Source organism: Pectobacterium peruviense, from assembly GCF_003312355.2.
GTDB classification, from domain to species: Bacteria; Pseudomonadota; Gammaproteobacteria; order Enterobacterales; family Enterobacteriaceae; genus Pectobacterium; species Pectobacterium peruviense.
The window spans coordinates 2,894,577-2,910,727 of sequence record NZ_CP161826.1 but is presented as its reverse complement, the minus strand read 5'-3'; the positions used below and the strand labels follow the sequence as shown (position 1 = coordinate 2,910,727).

At 51.7% G+C, this 16,151-nt stretch carries 22 protein-coding genes; all 22 read left to right on the top strand.

The window, feature by feature from the left end; genetic code table 11:
- The first annotated feature begins 6 nt into the window (after window positions 1-6).
- The 22 genes from DUT67_RS13195 to DUT67_RS13090 all read left to right on the top strand — a co-directional run bounded on the left by DUT67_RS13195 (window position 7) and on the right by DUT67_RS13090 (window position 16,130).
- Window positions 7-336 carry a putative holin gene (locus tag DUT67_RS13195; protein ID WP_005972732.1) on the top strand — a complete coding sequence of 110 codons (330 nt, stop codon included), beginning with the start codon at window positions 7-9 and terminating at the stop codon, window positions 334-336.
- A gap of 1 nt (window position 337) precedes the next feature.
- Window positions 338-949: a transglycosylase SLT domain-containing protein gene (locus tag DUT67_RS13190; RefSeq protein WP_113631668.1), complete on the top strand. Its 612-nt coding sequence runs from the start codon at window positions 338-340 to the stop codon at window positions 947-949.
- Window positions 939-1,613 carry a hypothetical protein gene (locus DUT67_RS13185; RefSeq protein WP_048260805.1) on the top strand — a complete coding sequence of 225 codons (675 nt, stop codon included), beginning with the start codon at window positions 939-941 and terminating at the stop codon, window positions 1,611-1,613. Before DUT67_RS13190 ends, DUT67_RS13185 begins: the two co-directional genes overlap by 11 nt.
- Window positions 1,603-1,932: a hypothetical protein gene (locus DUT67_RS13180; protein ID WP_010281034.1), complete on the top strand. Its 330-nt coding sequence runs from the start codon at window positions 1,603-1,605 to the stop codon at window positions 1,930-1,932. Before DUT67_RS13185 ends, DUT67_RS13180 begins: the two co-directional genes overlap by 11 nt.
- Entirely contained in the window at window positions 1,925-2,236 is a 312-nt protein-coding gene (locus DUT67_RS13175; protein WP_048260803.1) for a hypothetical protein, read from the top strand. Before DUT67_RS13180 ends, DUT67_RS13175 begins: the two co-directional genes overlap by 8 nt.
- Before the next feature lie 263 nt (window positions 2,237-2,499).
- Window positions 2,500-2,967, top strand: a complete 468-nt coding sequence (locus DUT67_RS13170; RefSeq protein ID WP_048260802.1) for a Gp37 family protein — start codon at window positions 2,500-2,502, stop codon at window positions 2,965-2,967.
- The gene (locus DUT67_RS13165) at window positions 2,964-3,161 is read left to right on the top strand and encodes a hypothetical protein (RefSeq protein ID WP_048260799.1); all 198 of its coding nucleotides are present in this window, start codon (window positions 2,964-2,966) and stop codon (window positions 3,159-3,161) included. Before DUT67_RS13170 ends, DUT67_RS13165 begins: the two co-directional genes overlap by 4 nt.
- A complete protein-coding gene (locus DUT67_RS13160; protein WP_048260798.1) occupies window positions 3,151-4,578 on the top strand; it encodes a phage tail sheath subtilisin-like domain-containing protein in 1,428 nt (475 codons plus the stop codon). The genes DUT67_RS13165 and DUT67_RS13160 overlap by 11 nt, the downstream gene beginning before the upstream one ends.
- A complete protein-coding gene (locus DUT67_RS13155; RefSeq protein ID WP_048260796.1) occupies window positions 4,578-5,102 on the top strand; it encodes a phage major tail tube protein in 525 nt (174 codons plus the stop codon). The genes DUT67_RS13160 and DUT67_RS13155 overlap by 1 nt, the downstream gene beginning before the upstream one ends.
- 56 nt (window positions 5,103-5,158) lie before the next feature.
- Complete coding sequence (locus DUT67_RS13150; protein ID WP_048260793.1) at window positions 5,159-5,452, top strand: 2Fe-2S iron-sulfur cluster-binding protein; 294 nt, start codon at window positions 5,159-5,161, stop codon at window positions 5,450-5,452.
- Window positions 5,453-5,579: 127 nt separating this feature from the next.
- The gene (locus DUT67_RS13145; RefSeq protein ID WP_048260791.1) at window positions 5,580-5,900 is read left to right on the top strand and encodes a phage tail assembly protein; all 321 of its coding nucleotides are present in this window, start codon (window positions 5,580-5,582) and stop codon (window positions 5,898-5,900) included.
- Entirely contained in the window at window positions 5,845-5,988 is a 144-nt protein-coding gene (locus tag DUT67_RS13140) for a GpE family phage tail protein (protein WP_113625719.1), read from the top strand. The genes DUT67_RS13145 and DUT67_RS13140 overlap by 56 nt, the downstream gene beginning before the upstream one ends.
- 223 nt (window positions 5,989-6,211) lie before the next feature.
- Window positions 6,212-8,527 (top strand): phage tail tape measure protein, encoded by a 2,316-nt coding sequence (locus tag DUT67_RS13135; protein WP_048261144.1) that lies wholly within the window; start codon window positions 6,212-6,214, stop codon window positions 8,525-8,527.
- Entirely contained in the window at window positions 8,527-9,456 is a 930-nt protein-coding gene (locus DUT67_RS13130) for a phage tail protein (protein ID WP_048260788.1), read from the top strand. Before DUT67_RS13135 ends, DUT67_RS13130 begins: the two co-directional genes overlap by 1 nt.
- Window positions 9,446-9,658 (top strand): tail protein X, encoded by a 213-nt coding sequence (locus DUT67_RS13125; protein ID WP_015839836.1) that lies wholly within the window; start codon window positions 9,446-9,448, stop codon window positions 9,656-9,658. The genes DUT67_RS13130 and DUT67_RS13125 overlap by 11 nt, the downstream gene beginning before the upstream one ends.
- Window positions 9,646-10,806, top strand: coding sequence for a phage late control D family protein (locus tag DUT67_RS13120; protein ID WP_113625720.1), 1,161 nt, complete (start codon window positions 9,646-9,648; stop codon window positions 10,804-10,806). Before DUT67_RS13125 ends, DUT67_RS13120 begins: the two co-directional genes overlap by 13 nt.
- Window positions 10,803-11,384: a phage baseplate assembly protein V gene (locus DUT67_RS13115; RefSeq protein ID WP_113625721.1), complete on the top strand. Its 582-nt coding sequence runs from the start codon at window positions 10,803-10,805 to the stop codon at window positions 11,382-11,384. The genes DUT67_RS13120 and DUT67_RS13115 overlap by 4 nt, the downstream gene beginning before the upstream one ends.
- A 59-nt stretch (window positions 11,385-11,443) precedes the next feature.
- Window positions 11,444-11,791, top strand: a complete 348-nt coding sequence (locus DUT67_RS13110; protein WP_113625722.1) for a GPW/gp25 family protein — start codon at window positions 11,444-11,446, stop codon at window positions 11,789-11,791.
- A complete protein-coding gene (locus tag DUT67_RS13105; RefSeq protein ID WP_113625723.1) occupies window positions 11,782-12,885 on the top strand; it encodes a baseplate J/gp47 family protein in 1,104 nt (367 codons plus the stop codon). The genes DUT67_RS13110 and DUT67_RS13105 overlap by 10 nt, the downstream gene beginning before the upstream one ends.
- Entirely contained in the window at window positions 12,878-13,459 is a 582-nt protein-coding gene (locus DUT67_RS13100) for a phage tail protein I (RefSeq protein ID WP_113625724.1), read from the top strand. The genes DUT67_RS13105 and DUT67_RS13100 overlap by 8 nt, the downstream gene beginning before the upstream one ends.
- Window positions 13,460-13,461: 2 nt before the next feature.
- The gene (locus DUT67_RS13095; protein WP_113625725.1) at window positions 13,462-15,510 is read left to right on the top strand and encodes a phage tail protein; all 2,049 of its coding nucleotides are present in this window, start codon (window positions 13,462-13,464) and stop codon (window positions 15,508-15,510) included.
- The gene (locus DUT67_RS13090) at window positions 15,510-16,130 is read left to right on the top strand and encodes a tail fiber assembly protein (RefSeq protein ID WP_113625726.1); all 621 of its coding nucleotides are present in this window, start codon (window positions 15,510-15,512) and stop codon (window positions 16,128-16,130) included. The genes DUT67_RS13095 and DUT67_RS13090 overlap by 1 nt, the downstream gene beginning before the upstream one ends.
- Window positions 16,131-16,151: the final 21 nt, after the last annotated feature.

Here is a 16,151-nt window from a genome sequence, read left to right as displayed (position 1 = left end):
TTTATCGTGAAAAAAATCAAAAAACCGCGTCTTACAGGCTGGATTGTGACATCGGCTTTTCTCTTTGCTGTTATCGGGCTGATTTCACCACAACAGCTTCCCGTCACCATCTATAAGCTCTCGCTTATCTCACTCGCTGCGGTATTAGGCTATTGGCTGGATCGTTCGCTGTTTCCTAAAGCTCGCCCTGGTTTATTCCTCGAACAAGGTGATGAACCTGTGCCACGTGGACGTTTTCCGGTTCGGGATGGTCACCACACGGTATTTGCCGCTGCGATGTTACGACGAGCGCTGATTGTGTCAGCCGTTTGCATCGGCGTGGCAATGGGGCTGTGATATGCGACATCCTCTTATTTCATTGTTTTTAAGTTTAACATTTTTTAGCGCTGTGGCCTGTGCTGACACGATCCCTCGTGCTGCGCAGGCGTACCGCAGTGATGTGATTCGTAGCGCGCGGCTGGACTGGGGCATGAATGCCCCGATTGCTGATTTTGCAGCACAGCTGCATCAGGAAAGCGGTTGGAATCCACGGGCGGTGTCGCCCGTCGGTGCTCAGGGGTTGGCACAGTTTATGCCGACAACAGCCGACTGGTTTAGCGGTATTGTTCCCGAGCTTCGGACAAATCAACCGTTTAACCCCGCGTGGGCTATCCGTGCGCTGACGGGCTACGACCGCTGGCTGTGGACGCGAATCAGCGCCAGTAACGACTGTGAACGCATGGCAATGACCTTATCGTCCTACAACGGCGGACTTGGCTGGTTACAACGCGATAAGCAACGCGCGAAGATCGCCGACAAGGACATACTTCGTTGGTTCGATCATGTGGAAACCGTCAATGCCGGACGCAGCGCCGCCAACTGGCGTGAGAACCGCCATTATCCCGACCGCATTTTGCATCAGCTGGCGCCACGTTATTTGGGCTGGGGGAGGGCGAGTTGTGTGGAATAGTCTGTTTATTACTAGTCTGAAATCCTTTCTTTCGCCGCGCGTGGTCGCCGTCCTGCTTGCCGTTATTCTGCTACTCGCGGTCTATCTGACTGGCCGTAATCAGGGCTACCAGTTGGCGCAAGCGCTGGGGGACGCCACGTTGGCGAAGCAACTAGCGGCATTCAATTTACTCCAGCAGCAGCAGGCCGAGACCCAAAATCAGCTATTACGCGCGGCGGCGGAACAATACCAGCAGCAGGTAGTACGTGGGAATCAACTCGAACAGCGCTATGTGGCAGCGCGTCAAAAACTGGCGGCGGATAACGCCGCTCTGCAAAGGAAAATCGACCATGTTACTCAGCAATACATTGACGAAAAAGGCAAGGTTCAGCCTGTGCAGTGCGTGTTTACTCGTGGCTTCGTGCAGTACTACAACGCCGCTTTCGGTCTGTCCGCCGACGGTTCCCCAGACGTTACCGCCGCTGCCCGCCGCACTGGCGCAGCGTCCGATTTCGGCACAACCGCTGACGCCGAATTACAACCTTCAGGCGTCTCCCAGCGCGATATTCTCGCCAACATCAGCGACAACGGAGAGCGCTACCAGGCGCTGAGTGCGCAGGTTAATGCGCTGCTGGATTACATCGAAGCATTACAACAGGCAAGGGGGGTTACACGTGAAGATTGAAGTGGAGTTTTGGTCGCTGGTCGGCCTGCTGCTGTCGTTTATGAGCTTCCTGTTTGCCGCTGGGCGAATTCTGCTTACCCAGATTGAAAAACGGCTGAATGAGCGTTTTGCCGCTCTGGAAAATGCACGACAAAAGAGCGAACAGGGTTGGACGCGGCTGGAGCGTGAGTTTCTGGAGTTTCGTGCCGATTTACCCCTAATTTACGTGCGACGTGAGGATTACATCCGTGGTCAGACGGTAATCGAAGCCAAACTTGATGCGCTTTACAACAAATTGGAGTTAGTACAACAGCGGTATTCGGGAGGAAATCATGGCTGATACGCAGTGTATCCGACAGGAATCGATGCGCTGGCATTTGCTCATCGCATTAAATAAAACACGTCCTTATACCGCGAATGAAATGTTTTTATTGGCCGTGATGCAGCGGCTGTATACCGATGCTTCTGAACCGGAGCTGCGTCAGGCGCTGGATTATCTGGCCGATCGTAAGATGGCGGTATTGACCAAAGAGATGGGCGGTGTCTGGCTGGCGAATCTCACCCGCCTGGGTGTGGATGTCGTGGAATATGCGGTTGACAGTATGGTTGGCATCGCTCGACCGGAAAAATACTGGGATCGGTAATCCTATAGCGTTTGATTTCTCTTCTGCATTTTATCTTTATCTATGTCGTCATATTTCTTTGCGCCAGCACGGTTGTGCTGGCGTTTTTTTATCAAAATAATTTTTATTTTTCATGTGATTAAACGTTTCTTTATCAATAAACCCTATCGCTGTTTTTTTCTAAAACAGATTAAAAGCCGCAGCCAGTCGTTATCCGGATACTAGCGCCATCAACACGATGTGCCACTAAAACAGTACGCCATCACAACAGCAGGTGAACGGATATGAATACCAGACCAATTATCGATGCGGTGATAGCACGCCTCCAGCAGCACTTACCGGCACTGCGGATCGCGTCTTGCCCAGAAAACATTCTGAGCGAGCCCGATCTTCTGCCACCTGGCGATGTGCTGGTGGGGTATCGCGGTTCTGAGTTTTCCGCACCGGAAGATGTGAATTCTCCGGTTCAGACGCAGCGACCTCAGTTGATGGTTGCCGTGTTGCTGCCGGAACTGGATGGCGAAGACGGCGTGCTGGCCACGCTCGATACCGTCCGTCAGGTACTGGGAGGATATCGACTGCCTGACTGCCACCGCGGTATCCGGTTAGTCCGCGACCGCTACGTGGGTTACACCGAAGGACGCTGGCATTACGCCATCGATTGCACCACCGAAACCCTTTTTATCGAAGACCGCGAGCAGACGGATGGTCCGCTGCTTACCACGGTTAATTATGAGGAGAAAGACGCATGAAGTATCGCTACACCGGCCCCGCCAGCGGCGTCACGCTGGCAGATGGTCAGGAAATTCTGCTTTGGCCCGCTCAGGTGACTGAACTGCCAGCAGATCATGAGTACGTGAAAACGCTGATCGCGCTGGGCTATTTGCTGCCTGTCGCAGGTCAGAATCTGGCTGATAGCGCAACGGAGGTGACCCTTGGCCGCTAATTATTTACACGGTGTAGAAACGATTGAAGTTGAAACCGGTGCTCGTCCGGTTAAGACCGTCAAATCTGCGGTAATTGGGTTAATTGGTACGGCACCTCAGGGTGCGGTAAATGACGTCACTTTGTGCCTGTCCGAAAAAGACGCGGCGCAGTTTGGTAGCCAGTTCGGCGGTTATACCATTCCGCAGGCGCTGGATGCGATTTACGATCATGGTGCGGGTACGGTTCTGGTGATCAACGTGCTGGACCCGGCGAAACACAAATCGTCGGTGAGCGCAGAAAAAGTCATGTTTGACAAAGCGACCAGTTCGGCGCAACTGGCGCACCGTGTGGTTGCCAAACTGGTTCTGACGGCGGCAGAAGGCGGTGAGCCGTTTGTGGAAGGTCAGGACTATACGCTGGATGCGCAAACCGGCGTTCTGAAAAATCTGGGCAAAAATATCGATGTTGCCGCTGTGGTCAATGCATCTTATGACTTTGCTGATGTCACGAAGGTGACTGCCGCTGACATCATTGGCAGCATTAACGCCGCAGGCAAACGTACCGGTATGAAGCTGCTGAACGATACCTACAACCTGTATGGCTTCTTCGCCAAAATTTTGATTTCTCCGGTGTTCTGTACGCAAAACAGCGTAACGACCGAGCTGATTTCGCTGGCGGACAAATTGGGCGCGATTGCCTACATCGATGCGCCAATCGGTACCACTTTTTCCCAGGCACTGAGCGGCCGTGGCCCAGAAGGTACGATCAATTTCAACACCAGCTCTGAACGCGCTCGTCTGTGCTACCCGCACGTAAAAGTGTACGACGCGGAAACTAACAGTGAACGCCTGGAGCCGCTGTCGGCGCGTGCCGCTGGCCTGCGCGCCAAAGTCGATCTGGAGAAAGGTTTCTGGTGGTCGTCGTCCAATCAGGAAATCAAAGGGATCACCGGCGTAGAGCGCCAACTGTCCGCGATGATTGACGATCCGCAGAGTGAAGTGAACCTGCTGAACGAGCAGGGCATCAGCACCATCTTCAACAGCTACGGTTCTGGCCTGCGCCTGTGGGGCAATCGCACCGCTGCCTGGCCAACCGTGACACACATGAAGAACTTCGAAAACGTGCGCCGTACTGGCGATGTGATCAACGAATCCATCCGCTATTTCAGCCAGCAGTATATCGACATGCCGATCAATCAGGCGCTGATCGATGCGCTGGTGGAGTCCGTCAACGCCTACGGTCGCAAGCTGATCGGTGACGGCGCACTGCTGGGCTTCAAATGCTGGTTCGATGCTGCACGTAACGAGCAAACCGAGCTGGCGGCAGGGCACCTGTTGCTTAACTACAAATTCACTCCGCCGCCGCCGCTTGAGCGTCTGACCTTTGAGACGGAGATCACCTCGGAATACCTGGTAACGCTGGAGGGCACTAACTGATGGCCGGGAAAATTGAAGTAAACCGTATTACCAACGCCAACATCTACATCAACGGTACCAACCTGCTCGGGCGTGCGCAGGAAATCAAACTGCCGGACGTCTCGATGATCATGCAGGAGCACAAGGCTCTGGGCATGGTCGGCAAGATCGAACTGCCCGCGGGCTTCGACAAGCTGGAAGGCGAGATCAAATGGAACTCCTTCTACCGCGAAGCGATGCTGGCGGCGGCGAACCCGTACCAGTCGCTGGCGCTGCAGTGCCGCTCCAGCGTGGAACGTTACGGTTCTCAGGGCCGTATCGAAGAAGTGCCGCTGGTGACGCACATGACCATCATGTTCAAAAAGAATCCGCTGGGAACGTTCAAGCAGCACGAAAACCCGGATTTTAGCAGCGCGTTCAACTGCACCTACATCAAGCAGGTGATGAACGGTGAAGACCTGCTGGAGCTGGATTATATGTCCAACATCTTCATGGTGGGCGGCGTGGATCAACTGAACAGCTATCGCGCCAATATCGGCGGTTAATTTATCTTTCAAGCCCGCCAGTGGGGCGGGCGTTTCTATCAATAAGTGAGGTTGCTATGTCCGCAAAAATCTTTGATATTATCGACCTTGAACATGATATTCATTTTCAGTGTCGCGAAGATGTTTATATTTTGGATGCCGCAGAGGAAGCCGGATTTTCTCTTCCGTATGCTGGTCGGGCTGGTTCAGATGGTTCCTCTGTGGCACGTTTGATTTCTGGTCAAGTAGATCAGACGGATGGATCATTTTTAAGCGATGAACAGAAAGCGGCTGGATTCTTTCTGACCGACACGTCTTACCCCCTAAGCAACTGCGCTGTTCGCTTTTTTGCAGAAGAAGATCTGCGTTAGTTCTTACTCAGTGAACAAGGGGCTTCGGCCCCTTTTTTATGTCCGCCAGTTTCGTTTCTAATTCACTTTAAAATCGTTATTCCTCGCTGCACGCGATACTGCTCCCGACATTTACTAAGGAGCTGTTATGCACACTGAAACCTATTCTCTGCAATTCCCTTACACCACCTCTGCCGGTCAACGCGTGGAGTCCATTTCGCTCAAGCGTCTGAAAGTCAAAGACATCAAAGCGGTGAAAAAAATCAGCGATGACCCAAGCAACTGGGACGACGCACTGCTGTCGCGCATGACTGGCCTTGTGCCAGAAGACATCGATGAGATGGACGCGCAGGACTACATGGCGCTGCAAAAACGATTTCAGCAACTACTTGGGTTGGATAACGCAGCCAGCGTTGTTGTGGAAAGCGCAAGCCCTGCTGGCGAGGTGGTTTCGCTTTCAGCCGAGTGAAATTGATGCGCTGGAACTGGACGACTTTGAACGCTGGCTGGATGAAGCCAGCGAACAGATAAAACGTGAGAACGGTGAGGAAGAGTGATTACTGACAGGATTAACTAGGCCACCATCCACCCTAACCCGGCCAGCGATAGGACGCTGGCCGTTTTGCTCCCTCACTACCTGTCTTCTTCTCTCACTTATCTTCCGTCCTCTTCCTCGTCTTATCCCCGTTTTTTGATGGGGAAACCAAACTGGAGCGGCGCAAGCCGCCGTCTCCGATCCGCCCCACAAGGGGTTTTTCTGAATGAGAGTGAACCGTGGATATGCTTTTAAACGGTGTCATGCTGGGCAGAGCGTTTGGTGCCACGCTGGATGACACAAAAAAATCGCTGCAATTACTGAGCGATAGCCTCAAACAGGCGCAGGAGCGGCAGCGTCTGTTTAATCAGTCGCTAGAGCGCTTTGGCGCTGTCAGTTCGCAAGCGATATCTCGCATTGCACAGGCGACGTCCCGGCTGAGCCAGTCGCTACGTGAATTGGAAACCAATCAGGAACGGCTGACGCGTAACCAGCCGAGCAAGGAAACGCCCCGTAAGAGTCGAGATGAACTCGCCGGTGATTTTGAGACTAAGCGTGCGCAGTTTGGTTCTGTCATGAAGCCGATTGTGGCGTCGGTCACACACTATGCGTCATTTGAGGCGCAGTTGCGTGACATCAGCGTTGCTCGTGGGATATCGAGCGAGCAAGAAAAGTTGATGGGGCAGAAGCTACGTCAATCTTCTCAACGCGTGAACCAAACGCCGGATGCATTGCTCGGTAGTGCCGGACAACTGCTTGCTTACGGCATGTCACCGGATCAGGCAACGGATGTTGCGGTAGTGTTGGGTAAAACGTCAACGGCCTCTGGCGCTGCGATGTCCGATCTTACTGCACTTTCGGCCACGTTGGATGACGTGTTTAACCTTAAAGGGGCGAAGACGCTGGAGGAATCATTCTCCCGTATGTTGGCAGGCTCGAAACAAGGTTTCTCCATGGCGTCGATGACGCAATACGCGACTGCGCTGGCTCCAGGGTTTACGGCAATGGGGGCGACGGGTAATCAGGCGTTGAGCCAGTTGGTTTCCAGCCTGAGCGCGACAAAAGGTGCGGATACGGAGGCGAACACGGCTGCCCGGTTGGGTAGTTTCATGAATGCCGTGGGACGAACCGACATTGCCGATAGTTACTATAACGCGGGCGTAGATTATAACGCGTCACTAAAAAGCTACATGAAAGGTGGGTATTCACAGTACGACGCTGCGGTCCAGATTAGTAACCGATTTATCGACAGTAAAGGCAGCCAATTCCAGAAACAGTGGGATATGGCTAGTAAATCGGGCAACGTGGAGGCGCAGCAAAGTTTAATGCAGCGCTACGGGTTGCAGGAGGTGTTCCGTACGCCAGAAGCTGTCAATCATGCGCTGTCGATGAAGCAGAACTGGCAGCGCTATCAAGCGAACCAACAGCGGATGAATAGCCCGGCAGCAACGCAAACGCTGGATCTCGACTTCGCTCGGCAGAATGACACATTGACCGGGCGCTGGAATCAAATGACAACGTCAGTGATGAATATTGCACTCAATGTAGGTGAAGCGCTGACACCGGTATTAGTTTCTCTGAGCGATGCGCTGATCCCTATTCTAGATCAACTCGTGACCTGGACGGCAGCGAACCCTGAACTGGTTCGCGGGATCGTGATGGCCGTGGCCGGTTTCTTCGCGTTCAGAATGGCGTTGAGCGGTGCGAAGTTGGGAATGGACATACTGTTACCCTCCTTGCAGAGCGTTTGGAAAGGCATTCTACAGGGTTGGCAGTGGCTTAAAGCAGGGCTAAAAACGACTGGATTATGGCAGGGCATTCTAAAGGGTTGGCAGTGGCTTAAAGCAGGGCTAAATTCGAAGGGTTTATGGCAGGGCGTTCGAGCGGCGCTGAGCGGGCTGGGTAGTAGCGCGGGGACATTCTTAGGACGCATATTTAGCGTCGTGTTGCGTCGTGTTGCGATGATGGCAATCGGGGCAGTAATGATGATGCTGGCGACCCCAGTGGGTTGGATAGTTGCCGCGGTTGTTGGGGTCGTTGCCGCAATAGTTGGAATAGGTGCTTTGATTTACAAATATTCCGACCAGATTGCCGAAATTTGGAACCAATGCGTATCAAAAATCAGCAATTTTTTCAATTCTCCGATGGAAACCGTCAGTAACGCTATTCCTGATGGTGTCAAAGATTTCTTTAGGTCTGGCCCCAGCGAAGAATTAATCGCTAATAGTAATCAGGCGGCGGCCGTTTTGACCCCAACCCCTCTATCTGCATTGTCACTACAGTCAACACAACATGTTGAATTACCTAAGACTGAGGACACAATGCCAACGCCGCAACAGCGTGTCGCAATGACATCACCTGTCGGTGGAGCGAAGGACAAGTCAGTCACCGCAGCCCCTTTCGAGCGTGTTCAGGTTGCTTTCTCACCCACCATTTATCTCAACGGCCAGAAGGCAGCGCCAACGCCTGAAATGACGAAGACGCTGACGCTTAGCATGAATGAATTGGAAAATATGTTGAACAAGCTGCTCGTCCAGCGCGAGCGCAGGGGGTATGCCTGATGTTTGCAGTATTAGGAAATATTGAATTTAAGGTGACTGCCTACTGGGACGGTTTTAATGCGACATTCGGTGCGGATTATGCAGAACATAGCCGCATTGAAGGTAAACCCGGTCTGCAGTTTATCGGCGCGAAGCTGGACGAAATTACTATTAGTCTGGTGTTTCACAAGCAGTACTGCACGCCGGATGTGGAGTTGAAGCGGTTGACTGAGGCGATGCGGGCGCATCAGGCGATGGCGTTAGTCTTCGGCAATGGAGATTATCGCGGCTGGTTTGTGATTACGGCACTGACTTCGACCAGCCAACATACCGACGCGAAGGGCAACGTATTGGCCATGAATGCCTCGCTAACGCTGCGAGAATACATTGGCGATCCGAAAAATCCGCTCAAGCCGCCTGCGATAGAGACGCCTGTTCCTAATGTTAGCGCCATCACCAAAGCGGTCGATAAAGTGAGCAATTTTGCAGCTTCACTACGCACGGCTGTCACGTATGCCAAGAAGGCTCAATCAGCCGTTAAGGCGGTGAAAACCACCGTTCAGATTGTAAAACGGATGAAGAACAATCCCGAAACCGCGCTGTTGCAAATTCCTGGGCTGCTAACGCAAGTCGGGAATGTATTGACGCCGTTAAGTGAGGTGGAACCGGCGTTTAAAAAAGCGGCAGAGGCTATTTCTGATGCGGCGGTTCAGGCAGAGAAGATGATGCCTGAAATTACAGCGGTTAATAAAGCGGCGAATGAAATGCTGAAGCAGGTCAAGCAAGTTGCCACCTTGTTGCAGGGCGTCGACAGCAAAAACGTTATCGAGAAGCTGGAAGCCATCAGTAAGCATGTGGATGCCGCGAGCGACACATTTAAAGGCGCTGAACCTGCGCTGAGCAAACTGACGGCGGAAATCGTGAAGAGGGTTGAAGCATATGCACCTTGAACATATCACTACACAGGGCGAACGCTGGGATACCTTGTCCTATCTGTATTACGGCGATCCGCTTGGCTATCCGCGGATTATTGCGGCTAACCCGCATGTCCCCATCGTGCCGCTGTTGCCATCGGGCTTGGTGGTACTGATTCCGATTATTGAACAGGCAGAGGCCAGTAAAGCGGAGGATACCCCACCATGGCTGCGTTAACGGAAGAACTAACCCTGCTCTCTCCTGCGGTGTCGGAAGTCCTGCAACCGGCGTTCACACTGTGGTATCAGCAAAAAGACATCACCAATGATATCGCGCCGTATGTCACCAGCGTGACGTATACCGACAGCATCAAGAATGAATCGGATTCGATTGAGGTCAGGCTCGATGATACCGATGGCCGCTGGATGGATAAGTGGTATCCCGGTACGGGCGATACGTTATCGCTCAAGCTAGGCTATCTCGGTGAAATACTGTTTGACTGCGGCACTTTCTCGATTGATGAAATTGAGGTGAGTTCACCGCCTAGCGAAGTGGTGATTCGCGGCGTCGCGACGTCGGTCAATCGTGCATTGAGAACCAAATCAAACCGCGGTTTTGAAGATACGACGTTAGCCGCCATTGCGACGCGCATCGCGAAAAAACATCAGTTGATGCTCGTGGGGATGATTCAGATCATCAAGATCGATCGCGTTACGCAATATGCGGAAACTGATGTCGCTTTTCTAAAGCGGCTCGCCAGTGAATATGGCTATGTCGTGAAAGTGGTCAGCGACCAACTGATTTTTTCCCATCTGGCAACGCTACGCAATCAGGCGTCTGTTCGACAAATTAAGCCAACGGACGTCGCGCGTTTTTCACTGAGCGACACGATCAGCCACGTCTATAAAAATGCCAAGACGAAATATCAGAAAGGGAGTGAAAAGAAGCTGGTGGTTTATGAAGCTGGCGGGAGCGTGAAAAACGAGATGAAGTCTGCTGGTGCTGAGACCAGTGCGGATACGTTGAAAGTTAACGTTCGCGCGGCGGATGCCTCTGGAGCGAGGATGAAAACGGATGCCGCATTGGATGCGCACAACGAAAAGCAACAAAAGGGGTCGATGACGCTGATGGGCAGCCCGCAGTTGGCGGCGGGAAATAAAGTGGAGCTGGTGTCGTTCGGCCAACTTTCTGGCCATTGGTTGATCGAATCGGCTCGCCATATTCTGGAACGTGGCAGTGGCTACACCACGGCGATTGGGTTGATTCGCGGGCCGATTACGGCGGGCAAGAGAAAGTCGGATAGCGGAAAAACGCTGGTGACTTACCACCCGGATGGCAGCCAGACAACACGGACGGTCAAGAGTAAAAAGGAGGTGTTGCCATGAGTTTATCTCGTCGTATTGGCACGATCAGTGCGGTGGATGAGGCTCGCGTTATGGTCCGAGTCCGTCTACCAGAGTGTGACAATCTGCGCACGGCCTGGCTGCCAGTTTTACAGCGTAATACGCAGAATAATAAGGATTACTGGTTACCAGATATTGGTGAACAAGTTGAAGTTCTGTTGGATGGTAACGGCGAGGATGGGTTGGTACTGGGGGCAATTTACTCCGCCACCGATGTGCCAACGCTGGCGGATAAGGACAAAAGGGCGGTGACGTTCGCTGACGGCGCGCATATTGAATACGATCGCCGAACGCATACGTTAACGATCAACGGCGGCGTCCAGCATATTGCGATTAGCAGCGGTAGTGATGTGGTGGTCAACGCCCAGCGGGTCACTATTAATGCGCCAGAAACGACGGTGACTGGCAAGCTACTGGTGCAAGGGCAACTGACCTACGAGAACGGGATGTCCGGTTCCGGTGGTGCCAGTTTCAGTGGTGATGTCAGCGTGTCCGGCAATGTTAGCGCCAGCGGTAGTGTCATGGACACCGGTGGTAATTCCAATCACCACTCGCACTAACGCGTTCTCTAAACAGCTTTACTATTCCTTCCTCTCACCGGGGGCGACAATAGCCCCCTATGAAAACTCAATCTGTTTTTTGGCAACCGGCGCTGCAACGTTCTGGCGACATCGTCGAAGGAATGGCAGATATCATGCAGGCGATTCACATCATCCTGCGGACACCCTGCGGCAGTGACCCACATCGGCCTGACTTTGGTAGCAATCTACATCTGTATCTCGATTATCCGATCGATCGTGCGATCCCGCATGTCGTCAGAGAATCGGTAGAGGCTATTAAACGATGGGAACCTCGCTGCCAGCTACTGGCGGTTAAACCTTCTGTGAATGGTGCTCACCTGACACTGCTCGTTAGCTGGAAAACCGCTAACGGCGCGACACAGACCACGGAGTTGTTATGGCGCTGACAGAACCCAATTTTATTGAACGCGATGCGGCGAAAATTACCGCTGAAATGATCGCGAAATATGAAGCTGACTCAGGGAAAACGCTCTATCCAGCGCAGGCCGAGCGCCTGTTGATTAACCTCTTTGCCTACCGGGAAACCTTAGTGCGTAGTGCGGTTCAGGAAGCCGCCAAGCAGAACCTGGTCGCTTTTGCTCGCGCACCGATGCTGGATTATCTGGCAGAGCTAGTTGGCGTTTACCGTTTGGCGGCACAGCCAGCGCGAGCAGAGCTTCGCTTTACACCCGAAACACCGCTAGTCAGCGATCTGTTGATTCCGGCAGGTACTCGCGTGAGTGCGTCGGACAGCGTGATTTTCACTACCGACAGCGATGCGCTTCTGAAAGCGAGCGGCAACGGTGTCACTGTGCTGGCGACCTGTTCCGAACGTGGCGATGTTGGTAATGATTGGCTGCCAGCCCAGATCAGTACGCTACTGGATGAGATTGGCGACAGCGATTTAAGCGTCATCAATATTACCAAAAGCAGCGGCGGTTCCGCCGAAGAGGATGACGATCGCCTACGTGAACGTGTTCAGTTGGCGCCTGAATCTTTTAGTACGGCGGGATCGAAATTGGCGTATCGCTTCCATGCGATGCGGGCACACCAAAATATTGTCGATGTCGCGGTGATGTCGCCCGAACCGGGCGAGGTGGTGCTTTATCCGTTACTTAGCACAGGTCTACCAGACAGCAGTCTGCTCTCGCTAGTGGAAAGTTTTTGCTCCGACGAGCAGGTGCGCCCGCTGACGGATTTTGTCTCCGCCAAAGCACCCACACAGGTGGACTATGCCATCAATGCCAAATTGACGCTGTTTAACGGCGAACAGGTTGGTGTTGTTCAGGCTGCGGCAGAGAAGGCGGTACAGGCTTGGGTTGAAACTCGTACAGCAACGTTGGGGCGTGACATTGTCCCAAGCCAGATTATCGCCACGTTATCCATCCCCGGTGTGTATCAGGTGGAGCTCGCTTCGCCGTCATTGATGGTGCTTGATGACAGTGAATGGGCGAACTGTACAGGTATCAATGTCAGCATCGTCGGGGTATCGAATGGCTGATTCATTGCAACTGTTGCAACCGCCGCTGGCTGCTGATCCCAGCTTTCGTTCGTTGGCGGAATTGGCTGACCGCTTCGATGACGTCGATCTGAATGCGTTACTGGTTTATCTGGTCGATATTGTCGATAGCAGTGCGCTGCCTTGTCTGGCGGAACAGTTCTCATTGTTTGGTGATGGTTGGGAACTGGCTGAGTCGGATGATTCTAAACGTGCGCTGATCAAGGCCGCTATCGATCTGCATCGCAACAAAGGTACACCCTGGAGCATTAAAGAGATCATTCGCCGCTTCGGCTTCGGCGAAAGCTCGCTGATCGAGAACATTGGCCGCCTGAACTATGACGGCGAAACCACCTATAACAACCTTTATGTACACGGCGATAAAGCAGCGTGGGCTGTTTATCGCGTGCTGCTAAAACAACCGATTACCAACGATCAGGCCAGAATGCTACGCAATGCCATTGGGATGTTTGCCCCAGTACGGTGTCATCTGGCCAGCATCGAATATTGGGAAGTGCCTATCCGCTACAACCGGACGGCGATATACGACAGTAACTACAATCATGGGAGCGCTTGAACATGGCGAATTTGTCAGAGAACCCACAATGGGTTGACGGCATTTACCAAATCGAAACGTCAGATCCGGTCGTAGGTGGACCGGATGGTGTTTCAAACCGACAGGCTAAAGAACTGGCTAGTCGTACACGCTATTTGAAAAAAGAGCAGGAAAAAACAGGTAGCGATCTGGCGACACATGCCGCCGCCGCCGATCCGCATACGCAATATGCACCGAAGGCGGATCCAACTTTTACCGGCACGCCGAAAGCGCCAACGCCCACAATTGACAGTAATAGCCAGCAGGTTGCGACGACGGCATTTGTGAAATCGGTTGGCGCGACGAAATTGGCTAAAGACCAAAATGGGGCGGATATTCCGGATAGAGAGCTGTTCAACCGCAATCTCGGTTCATCGCGTGCTTACAGCTCTTCGATCCCAATTGGAGGAAGTGCCGGTTTATGGACAACGGCAGAGTTTATTGGCTGGTTAGAAAGTCAGGGGGCTTTTGTCCATGCCTATTGGGTTTGTCGTGGTTCGTGGTCGTATGCCCACAATAAAATCATCTCTGATACAGAGTGTGGTCAGATACCACTGGCTGGCTCTGTTGTTGAGGTTGTGGGACAGCATGATGCCACAACAATCAGGGTGACAACGCCTTCCACAGCGCCAAGTGGGCTTAGCGATTCAGCTAATGCACAATTTACTTATGTCTATAACGGTGGTGATTATTCTCCGGGTTGGCGACGTGATTACAATACGAAGAATAAACCTACAGCGGCTGATGTTGGTGCGCTGCCTGAGAAAGCGACGGCTTTAGAGGCAGCAAAATTGGCGACGCCTCGTACCATTAACGGCGTACCGTTTGATGGTACTACTAATATTGCATTGACTCCCGCAAACCTCGGTTTAACTGAAACTGTAGACCTCGCTGCTGGGGCATTGGCAAAAGCCAAGAACGGCGCGGATATTTCTGATAAAACCGCATTTTACAACAACGTGACACTACGTGGCACGTTAGGTGATGGTATGACCTTCGCCAACTGTGATAAAGCGGGTGACTATGTTGTAGCAATAAATGATCCTAATACAGTTTCTGACATGCCTGTTTATAAAGGGCAGAAATTATACGGATATGGTGTGCTTCATGTCTTTCAGCACGGTAATTTCGTAGGGCAAGAATATATCAATCATAGCGGAGATTGCGCTTGGAGGCAGAAGTGGGATGATGGTATTAATGCGCCTTGGGTTATTGCACTCAGTTCATCACGCGTACCGACAGCTGCTGATGTGGGTGCTATAACAAAAACGGATGCTGATAATTATTATGTGCGACAGGGGTCATCAGGTGTTATCTATCAGGACAGTGACCTTGCATGGGATAGCCCTACTGGTGCGTATTTAAAAGATAATGGTACACATTCATCCCTAATTTGGCATATGGGTTTAAATACCGGCTCTGCATCAGCAGCTCAGTTTTATTTTGACTTTGCTAATAGTGGGCTGAAATATCGAAGCTCTCGTGACAATAGTGGTTTTGAAAAACAGTGGGCGCGTATTTATAGCGATCAGGATAAACCCACTGCTGCTGAAATTGGGGCGTTATCACTTAATGAGATCGTTGGTATGCCAATGCCCTGGCCACAAACTACAGCGCCATCTGGTTGGTTAAAATGTAATGGGCAGACATTTGATAAAAATATTTACCCTAAACTAGCACAAATTTATTCGGCAGGCGTATTACCAGACCTTCGTGGTGAATTTATTCGTGGCTGGGATGATAACAGAGGTGTTGATACCGGACGAACTTTGCTAAGTATCCAAGGTGATGCTATCAGAAATATCGTGGGTGAAATTTGGACAACAGCAGTGAATTACCAATTTCTCGGCGAGAATCTGCTATCAAACGGCGCATTTGAATTATCCAAAGAGTTTACTGTCGGCGCTATACCTGACGCAGCAGGTAGTTCCTGCCCGTCCCGTATGAAGTTTGACGCATCACGTATTGTACCGACCGCATCAGAGAATCGTCCTCGTAATATCGCATTTAACTATATCGTGAGAGCAGCATAATGAAAAATTATTCTATTGAAGTTAACCTAGCAAAAATGAATGAATCGGGTTTTAGCATTCAAGCTGGGTGGGTTACTATTTATCAGATTCACCCAGTAAGCCGAGAATATATTGGCGCTAATTATGAGTATTTGCCTATTGGCGTAGGTGTTCCAGCAGGTAGTTACATTGATGCTCCTGAACTTCCTCTGGCAGATTTGGCTCTAAGGCGTAGTGTGGATGGGAAACAGTGGGAGCACGTATCTGACTACCGTGGGCAAACTGTTTATAATACGGAAAACCGTCACCCTCAGAAGATTACGGATATTGGAGGGTTACAAGGCAATCAAACTTTATTGGTACCAACCTCCGAATTTGATAAATGGGAAGATGGAAAGTGGGTAACCGATCTGGAAGCTCAGCGGCAAGCATTAATCACAAATAAAAAACTGGAACTTAATACCAAGTTATCTCAAGCAAGTGAGCGCATTCAGGTACTCAGTGACGCCGTTGAGCTAAACCTAGCAACTGAAGAAGAAAAAAATGAGCTGAAAGCGTGGAAAACATATCGCTTACAGCTCAGTCGGGTTGATATTTCTTCACCAGAAAATATTTGGCCTGATACGCCATTAGCAAAATGAACTAAAAAAATATCCTCCGGC

Bases quoted from the DNA above. Each gene is read 5' to 3' on its own strand.
- DUT67_RS13115 (WP_113625721.1), top strand. From the start codon at position 10,803: ATGAGTTTATCTCGTCGTATTGGCACGATCAGTGCGGTGGATGAGGCT.
- DUT67_RS13100 (WP_113625724.1), top strand. From the start codon at position 12,878: ATGGCTGATTCATTGCAACTGTTGCAACCGCCGCTGGCTGCTGATCCC.
- DUT67_RS13135 (WP_048261144.1), top strand. From the start codon at position 6,212: ATGCTTTTAAACGGTGTCATGCTGGGCAGAGCGTTTGGTGCCACGCTG.
- DUT67_RS13130 (WP_048260788.1), top strand. From the start codon at position 8,527: ATGTTTGCAGTATTAGGAAATATTGAATTTAAGGTGACTGCCTACTGG.
- DUT67_RS13120 (WP_113625720.1), top strand. From the start codon at position 9,646: ATGGCTGCGTTAACGGAAGAACTAACCCTGCTCTCTCCTGCGGTGTCG.
- DUT67_RS13145 (WP_048260791.1), top strand. From the start codon at position 5,580: ATGCACACTGAAACCTATTCTCTGCAATTCCCTTACACCACCTCTGCC.
- DUT67_RS13105 (WP_113625723.1), top strand. From the start codon at position 11,782: ATGGCGCTGACAGAACCCAATTTTATTGAACGCGATGCGGCGAAAATT.
- DUT67_RS13170 (WP_048260802.1), top strand. From the start codon at position 2,500: ATGAATACCAGACCAATTATCGATGCGGTGATAGCACGCCTCCAGCAG.
- DUT67_RS13090 (WP_113625726.1), top strand. From the start codon at position 15,510: ATGAAAAATTATTCTATTGAAGTTAACCTAGCAAAAATGAATGAATCG.
- DUT67_RS13155 (WP_048260796.1), top strand. From the start codon at position 4,578: ATGGCCGGGAAAATTGAAGTAAACCGTATTACCAACGCCAACATCTAC.
- DUT67_RS13175 (WP_048260803.1), top strand. From the start codon at position 1,925: ATGGCTGATACGCAGTGTATCCGACAGGAATCGATGCGCTGGCATTTG.
- DUT67_RS13165 (WP_048260799.1), top strand. From the start codon at position 2,964: ATGAAGTATCGCTACACCGGCCCCGCCAGCGGCGTCACGCTGGCAGAT.
- DUT67_RS13125 (WP_015839836.1), top strand. From the start codon at position 9,446: ATGCACCTTGAACATATCACTACACAGGGCGAACGCTGGGATACCTTG.
- DUT67_RS13190 (WP_113631668.1), top strand. From the start codon at position 338: ATGCGACATCCTCTTATTTCATTGTTTTTAAGTTTAACATTTTTTAGC.
- DUT67_RS13095 (WP_113625725.1), top strand. From the start codon at position 13,462: ATGGCGAATTTGTCAGAGAACCCACAATGGGTTGACGGCATTTACCAA.
- DUT67_RS13150 (WP_048260793.1), top strand. From the start codon at position 5,159: ATGTCCGCAAAAATCTTTGATATTATCGACCTTGAACATGATATTCAT.
- DUT67_RS13110 (WP_113625722.1), top strand. From the start codon at position 11,444: ATGAAAACTCAATCTGTTTTTTGGCAACCGGCGCTGCAACGTTCTGGC.